This is a genomic window from Flavobacterium sp. UBA6195, from assembly GCF_002422095.1.
In the GTDB taxonomy this organism is placed as follows: Bacteria; Bacteroidota; Bacteroidia; order Flavobacteriales; family Flavobacteriaceae; genus Flavobacterium.
Genome location: NZ_DITB01000037.1, coordinates 1 through 6592, shown reverse-complemented (window position 1 = coordinate 6592; position 6592 = coordinate 1). Strand labels below are relative to the sequence as shown.

At 29.7% G+C, this 6592-nt stretch carries 9 protein-coding genes; 3 read left to right on the top strand and 6 right to left on the bottom strand.

Annotation, left to right across the window (positions count from 1 at the left end; all coding sequences use genetic code 11):
- The coding region (locus tag B4I81_RS02800) for a transposase (RefSeq protein ID WP_291107206.1) at positions 1-454 on the top strand (454 nt) is incomplete at its 5' end.
- Here the strand turns inward: B4I81_RS02800 and cas2 are convergent.
- Together cas2 and cas1 are read right to left on the bottom strand one after the other, a co-directional pair.
- Entirely contained in the window at positions 440-769 is a 330-nt protein-coding gene (gene cas2, locus B4I81_RS02795; RefSeq protein ID WP_291107203.1) for a CRISPR-associated endonuclease Cas2, read from the bottom strand. The two genes, B4I81_RS02800 and cas2, sit on opposite strands and share 15 nt — an antisense overlap.
- Positions 760-1644, bottom strand: a complete 885-nt coding sequence (gene cas1 / locus B4I81_RS02790) for a type II CRISPR-associated endonuclease Cas1 (protein ID WP_291107201.1) — start codon at positions 1642-1644, stop codon at positions 760-762. The genes cas2 and cas1 overlap by 10 nt, the downstream gene beginning before the upstream one ends.
- 187 nt (positions 1645-1831) lie before the next feature.
- On the opposite strand from cas1, the gene B4I81_RS02785 reads away from it, so the two are divergent.
- On the top strand, positions 1832-2335 hold the full coding sequence (locus tag B4I81_RS02785; protein WP_291107198.1) for a hypothetical protein: 504 nt from the start codon (positions 1832-1834) through the stop codon (positions 2333-2335).
- Positions 2336-2341: 6 nt separating this feature from the next.
- Entirely contained in the window at positions 2342-2689 is a 348-nt protein-coding gene (locus B4I81_RS02780; RefSeq protein WP_291107195.1) for a hypothetical protein, read from the top strand.
- A 30-nt stretch (positions 2690-2719) separates the two neighbouring features.
- Here the strand turns inward: B4I81_RS02780 and B4I81_RS02775 are convergent, their stop codons facing one another.
- The 4 genes from B4I81_RS02775 to B4I81_RS02760 form a co-directional block, all read right to left on the bottom strand.
- Positions 2720-3094 carry a GreA/GreB family elongation factor gene (locus B4I81_RS02775; RefSeq protein WP_291107192.1) on the bottom strand — a complete coding sequence of 125 codons (375 nt, stop codon included), beginning with the start codon at positions 3092-3094 and terminating at the stop codon, positions 2720-2722.
- A gap of 6 nt (positions 3095-3100) precedes the next feature.
- Positions 3101-4675: an FMN-binding glutamate synthase family protein gene (locus B4I81_RS02770; RefSeq protein ID WP_291107188.1), complete on the bottom strand. Its 1575-nt coding sequence runs from the start codon at positions 4673-4675 to the stop codon at positions 3101-3103.
- Between the two features lie 376 nt (positions 4676-5051).
- Positions 5052-5924, bottom strand: a complete 873-nt coding sequence (locus B4I81_RS02765; protein WP_291107186.1) for an EamA family transporter — start codon at positions 5922-5924, stop codon at positions 5052-5054.
- Positions 5914-6592: hypothetical protein (locus B4I81_RS02760; protein ID WP_291107184.1), on the bottom strand; the 679-nt coding region annotated here is incomplete at its 5' end. The genes B4I81_RS02765 and B4I81_RS02760, both read right to left, overlap by 11 nt.

Sequence of the window (6592 nt, the reverse complement as noted above, 5' to 3'; positions counted from 1 at the left end):
GGAAAAAAACACAGTTCATTCCGAGAATCATCATTCGGAAAATCATCAATCTCAAATTAATCAATGTGGAAATGTTGTGGTGAAATTGAATTCGTTTGGTTTAATTGTAAAAAATCAAATAGAATGGTTAGAAAATCAATACCCTTATATTTCCATTCATAATTACGTTATTATGCCTAATCATTTTCATTTGATATTGGAAATTGATAGTTCAAAAGTGAATACAAATGAGATTAAAATTAAATCATTATCAAGTGTAATGGGTGCTTTGAAAACGACTTCTTCTAAACAAATTCGTGATTTTGGTTTTATTGATTTTGCCTGGCATCGTTCTTTTCATGATCATATTATTAGAAATGAAAAGGAATATGAGTTGATTTCAAATTACATAGATAGAAATCCACAAAAATGGTTTGAGGATCGATTTTATTCTGGTCAATTAAAACAATTCTAATTGCGTAGGTTGTGGTTCTTTTGGTACTTCGGCTTTACCCCAAAAATTTAAAATATTTCCAAATTGTTTATCGGTTATTCGCAAGACACTCACTTTTCCGAGTGGCGGTAATAAGTTGTGAATTCTTTTTTCGTGTACATCGGCACTTTCACTACTGGCACAATGACGTACATAGACCGAATATTGCATCATACTAAAACCATCTTTCAAAAGATTATTTCTAAATCCCGAAGCGTTTCTTCGGTCTTTTTTGGTTTCGGTTGGTAAGTCAAAAAATACAAATAGCCACATAATACGGTATCCATTTAGTTCCATAATTTGGGATATTTAATTTTTTTTCGTTCTCCTGTATAACATTGTTGTAAGGAACTTGCCGTTTTTTGTAGCGCTACCATTAATGGACTTTTTTCTTCCTTAAAATAAACCGTTCGGGTTAAGATTTGTAAAAGTTCGGCTTTGATTGCTGTATTCAATTCTTGTTCTGAATAGTTTTGCATGATTTCGGCTACTTTTTCATCTACAATTGGTCGAAAAGGTTCCATTATATCATCAGCCAAAGCAAAAGCATTATATTTACTTTTGTGATGTATTCCTAAGGTATTCAATAATCCACTTCCTGAAAGCGCTCTTGCGGTTGCAGCTCTTAATATGGCATAACCATAATTTAGGAAATTATTTGGATAATCTCCAAATCGTTCTCTTTTGAAGTTGTGTTCAAAAAAAGATTTCCAATAAAAGTTAGCGGCTACTCCCTCCATGTTAGAACTATCTCCGCTTAATACTTTAGATGCTAAAAAATCAAAATTATTAGTTTTTAAAGTTATTTTTTGGAGTAATATTCCTTGGTTCGTAATTTTTTCTGTAATCGTTTGTTGCCAAAGTTGTTTTTTTAGTGGAGCACTCGCATTGATTTGATTTTTAAAAATTTCTTGTTGAATGTGATGGCTGTTGAGGTTTAAGAACATTCCATTTGGCAAATGGTTGGTATTACAGATAATAACAGCTGTATTGTTATCAATTAATAAGTTTAAAGCAGGAATGCTCAAATATATTTCAGGATGATCTATAACTAGGTAGCCAATATCTTCAATTGGAATTGTACTTTCTCTTGTTTCGGTTTTAATTACAAGCTGTAGATTTTTAGTGGAAATAGAAGCTTTATTTTCTAAGAGTATTGATTTTTTTAGCATTTTCTAGATATTTTTAATTTAAAGTATTAAAAATTAGGTGATTAAGTGCTTAATGGCCTATGAAATGCAAATAAAGTAGATGAAAGTTTCTTTTTAACTTTTTAAAAGAAGTAAAGTTTTAAAATCGTAAGATAGCTTTTAAATTATTTTGGTATCATTTTTGTATTTTTACCAACAAATCAAGGCTATGAAAATCAAATTATCATTTTTCTTTCTTCTTTTCTCTTTGTTCTCATTAGGGCAAGTGCCGCATTGTGGCTTTGATTTTACCTCTTATTTGGTAGTAAAAGTTCATGAAGAAGGAAAATCAGATAATATTCCCGATTTGAAAATTACATTAGTCAACGAAAAAGGTGAAGAAGTCATCAATGAGAACAATAAATACAGCTGGAAATACGGCAACCAAGCTTTAGTTTTTACTAGAAATCATTTAATTAGTAAGCAAAACGAAACTGAGAAATGGTTTTTTCCTTATGCCGGTGATACCTATTTGCTTTCGGTAACGAATACGTTTCCTGCAGAAGAATTTTATATTAAAATTGAAGATACTAATGGGAAGTTTAAAGCCCAATTAGTGCAATTGCAAGCTTTTAATATGTACATTTTATGTTCCAGTGAAAATGAACGCCAAGCGAGAACTTTCGGGCCAAGAAGTAATAATCCGATTGAAGTGGTATTGGAGAGAAAGTAATTGATCATGGCAAATTCTGCAGAAGTAAAATTTCAAGACCATTTTAAGCTCAATGTTTTATTCAAAGATTATATTCTTTTTGAAAATTTGTTACTTGAAAATGATATAGACTTCTATCATAATAGTAATGAAAACTCTGATATCAGTAATGGAACTCTATTCTTTTTGTTGGATAAAGACAGAGTTATTATTGATAAAATTCTAATTGATAATGAAATTATAGCCAGTACCGAAACTATTTTAATGTCAGATTATAGAGAAGAAACAAAAGTTCAAAAATTTTACTTTTCGGTTTTTTTGATAGTCGTTGGGCTACTAATTTTAGTCATATTTATTGTTGATTTGTTTAAATAAAAAAAACACCGCATAAGGGTGTTTTAGTATTTAATCAATCGATTTAATCTTTAGCATTTTCTTTCCGCCAGGTAAATCCCATTCGATTTCGTCGTTTTCTTTAAATCCAATTACAGCAATACATAAAGTAGCTAAAACAGATACTTTTTGTTCTTTGATATTGGCCATTGAAGGCAATACGATTTGAAATTTCATTTCCCTTTTTGTTTCTAAATCTTCAATGACTACATTGGAATTGATTTTGATGAATTTTTCTGTCACATCTTCTTCTTTGTGAATGATTCCTCTTTCCAATTCTTGTTTTAAAAGCAATAAATCTTTTGAATTGGAAACATTAATATTGCTTTTAATCATTTCGTTTAAAAGATTAAAATCGTGTTTTGTAAAATTGGGTATTGGTTTCATATTATTTTAATTTAAGAATATAGTTTCTTTATCTAATGTTTTGCTTTTGGTTTCTGAATTTGTGAAATAAATATCTTTAAAGTTTGAGTTGGTGTTGTAATTTACCCTTCTAAAGAACGTATCAGGCGTTATCTGGTCAGGTGATTCAAATCCGCAGGCTCCTATGAATTCGGCTACTGCTTTCAACGTATTTTTGTGGAAATTCGCCACACGAACGCGTTTATCGGTGATGTCTAAACCTTTGTAAAGTGATTTGTCTTGTGTTGCAATCCCTACCGGACATTTTCCGCTATCGCATTGTAAGGCTTGAATACAACCTAAGGCAAACATCATTCCGCGAGCGCTATAACAAGCATCAGCTCCTAAAGACATGTTTTTAGCAATATCAAAAGCGGATATGATTTTACCTGAAGCCAGAATTTTAATTTCGTTTCGTAAACCAAAATCCAACAACGATTTATGAGCAAAAACAAGTGCATCGGATAAAGCCATTCCCATGTAATCAATGAATTCTAGTGGAGCAGCTCCTGTTCCACCTTCAGCACCATCAATGGTAATGAAATCAGGAAGGATGTTGGTCATTAACATTGCCTCTAAGATTTCGGTAAATTCTTCTTTTTTACCAATACAAATCTTAAATCCAATCGGTTTTCCATTAGATAAGTTTCGCAATTTTTGTATGAAATACAATAACTCAGTAGCATTTGAAAATGCTGTATGTGCCGATGGCGAATGTACGGTTGTATGCGGTTCTAAAGCTCTAATTCGGGCAATTTCCGGTGTGTTTTTTTCAGCTGGAAGTAAGCCACCATGACCTGGTTTTGCACCTTGCGATAGTTTAATTTCAATCATTTTCACTTCTTTTAAATTGGCTTTTTCCACAAAAAGAGCGTCATTAAAATGTCCTTTTCCATCTCTACAGCCAAAATAACCTGTTCCAATTTGCCAAATCAAATCGCCTCCTTTTAAGTGGTAATCACTGATTCCGCCTTCTCCTGTATTGTGAGCGAAATTTCCCATTTTAGCTCCTTCATTTAGAGAAGAAATGGCAGTTTTACTCAAAGCACCATAACTCATGGCGCTAATATTGAAAATACTAGCACTATACGGTTTTGAACACTGTGAATTTCCAATGGTTACTCGGAATTGGCTAAAATCATTCTTTTTAGGATAAATTGAATGCGCTGCCCATTCATAACCAATTCTATTGGGCTCGTCTTGCATGCCAAATGAAATGGTTTGCTTTTGGTTCTTTGCTCTTTGATATACTATGGAACGTTGTCTTCTGTTGAAAGGCTTTCCATCCAATTCACCTTCAAAAAAGTACTGGCGAAATTCAGGACGAACCGATTCAAACAGATAACGTAAACGTCCTACCAATGGATAATTTCTGCGTACCGAATGTTTGGATTGAAAACTATCAATGGTAACTAAAATAACCATTACTAAAGGAGCTGATAAGAAAATTGGATGCACTTTATAATAGGCAACCAAAAAAAGAGTTCCCATCAAAAATGATAACGTGACTAACCAAATTATATGACGCGCATATAATTTTCCCAAAAGTTTTTTTTGCGACATGATGTTAGAATTAAAAAAAATAATGATTACAGAAGATACTTCTGAAATGAATAGAAAATGTTTTAAGTAAAAATCCTCCGTCTGAGAATTAGGAATAGGGTAGACGGAGGCCTAATTGATAAAGGCCTTGCTGTGTGAGAATACTACTTTTTTTGAAGTAGTTCTTGAAATGGAAATAATATTTGAAACGTTATATCTCAAAAGCTAGTTTTTAAATTCTGTACAAAGTTAAGTAAACTAATGAGATAAAAAAATTACTTCTGTTTTATATTTAGTAATCTAATTGAAGTGATTTTGAAAAAACAAAGTTTTTTGAGTTCGTTGTTAGTTTTTCGTTTTATCTAAAAGGAAGTATTATCATTGAATTTTTTTGGTATCAAACAATACTGAGATGTACGACAAAAGCACCAATTAAAATAATTATAATTGATATTAAATTTTTAAAAGTTAATTTCTCTTGAAAATATATGTTACCCAAAGTAATTGTTAATATAGGACCAATTAAAAACAAAGCGCTAGTAATAAGAGGATTAGTTGTTTTTAAACCTTTAAAACTAAACAATAAGGCAAAAAACAGTATTAAAGCCATAATAATTACTCTAGTAAAATACAACTTTAAATTTTTTATTTTGATAATAGTTCTTTCATATCTTATGTTAACTGAAGAAAATAAGAGAAATACCACTATTTCTTGATTTGAAATTATAAAAAGTATTGGAACATTTGTTTCAATATTTTTCCAATGAAGTATTGATGAAATACCAAATCCTAACGTCATCACGATTAGATAAAAATGCTGTTTCATTTCTAATTTTAGATTTGGTTCTTGATTTTTATATAGATGTAATATAAATCCAGACATGATTAATACTATTCCAAATAAGAAGTTGTTTATTTCAATGTTTTCGAAAAAGTGTAAATAAATGCCTGTAAAAATAACACCGAATAAATTATAAATACCAATCCAGCGCAAGGAAGACTTTTTTATTATAAATAACATACAATATAAACCAATTGCTCCAAATATTGAACCTACGGTTATTTTTATAATAGAAGAATTAATAATATTATTAAAATCTGAGTTTGTTAAAAATAATATTAGTGAAATAATGCTTGTGAAAAAAGCTCTGTAACTTATTAAAAATGAAATTGAAGTATCTTTAAGGTTTTTTTTCCATAAGACATTATTGAACGAAAAAAGTAAAATAGATAATAAGATAAAAATCATAATTTTAATTTCAATATTCAAAATTTACAGTTAATTCACTGTATATATTTTCTATATCATTTTTAAAATTTAGATCAAATTTGTTGGGCTTTATTTCTTTAAAGTAAATTAGAGCTTTCTCTTTTTGATTCGTTTTAACAAGTGCATTTGTGTAATATACTTTTAATTGATTATAATTCAAATCAGCCCAATAGCCAAGAATATTGGAATATTTTATCGATTTCTCTTCAAATAGTTTTATTATATTTTCATATTCTTTAACTTTGTGTAGATACTGACTAATCATGAAAATACAACTTATTCTATTGCCAGAATCTTTTGATTTTACAGCGTTACTCTTGAGTATTGTTCTACAAATTAAATTTATTTTTTCTAAATCATTTATTTTGTAGTGATGTAATAACTGAACCCCTAACCATCTCATTTGCAATAAATGATGAATTTCTTTTGATTCTAAATTTAAGGTTACTAATTCTTTGTAATGTTTATCAAATAAATCATAATCGTAAGTTATATGTGCTTTAGTGCATATAATTAAGTGATAAAACATTACTTTTTCAATATTCTTTTTCATTGTTGTCCGATAAAAAAGAAGCCAAAAGATGGCTTCTTTAAAAGAATCGTAAATTTGTGTTTTGACATACAAAATACGATGAGTAAAAGTAATTATTTTTCCAGTAAATCTGTTT

Coding starts and splice junctions, on each gene's coding strand:
- B4I81_RS02775 (WP_291107192.1), bottom strand. CDS start 3,094: ATGAAACCAATACCCAATTTTACAAAACACGATTTTAATCTTTTAAAC.
- cas1 (WP_291107201.1), bottom strand. CDS start 1,644: ATGCTAAAAAAATCAATACTCTTAGAAAATAAAGCTTCTATTTCCACT.
- B4I81_RS02770 (WP_291107188.1), bottom strand. CDS start 4,675: ATGTCGCAAAAAAAACTTTTGGGAAAATTATATGCGCGTCATATAATT.
- B4I81_RS02780 (WP_291107195.1), top strand. CDS start 2,342: ATGGCAAATTCTGCAGAAGTAAAATTTCAAGACCATTTTAAGCTCAAT.
- B4I81_RS02785 (WP_291107198.1), top strand. CDS start 1,832: ATGAAAATCAAATTATCATTTTTCTTTCTTCTTTTCTCTTTGTTCTCA.
- cas2 (WP_291107203.1), bottom strand. CDS start 769: ATGGAACTAAATGGATACCGTATTATGTGGCTATTTGTATTTTTTGAC.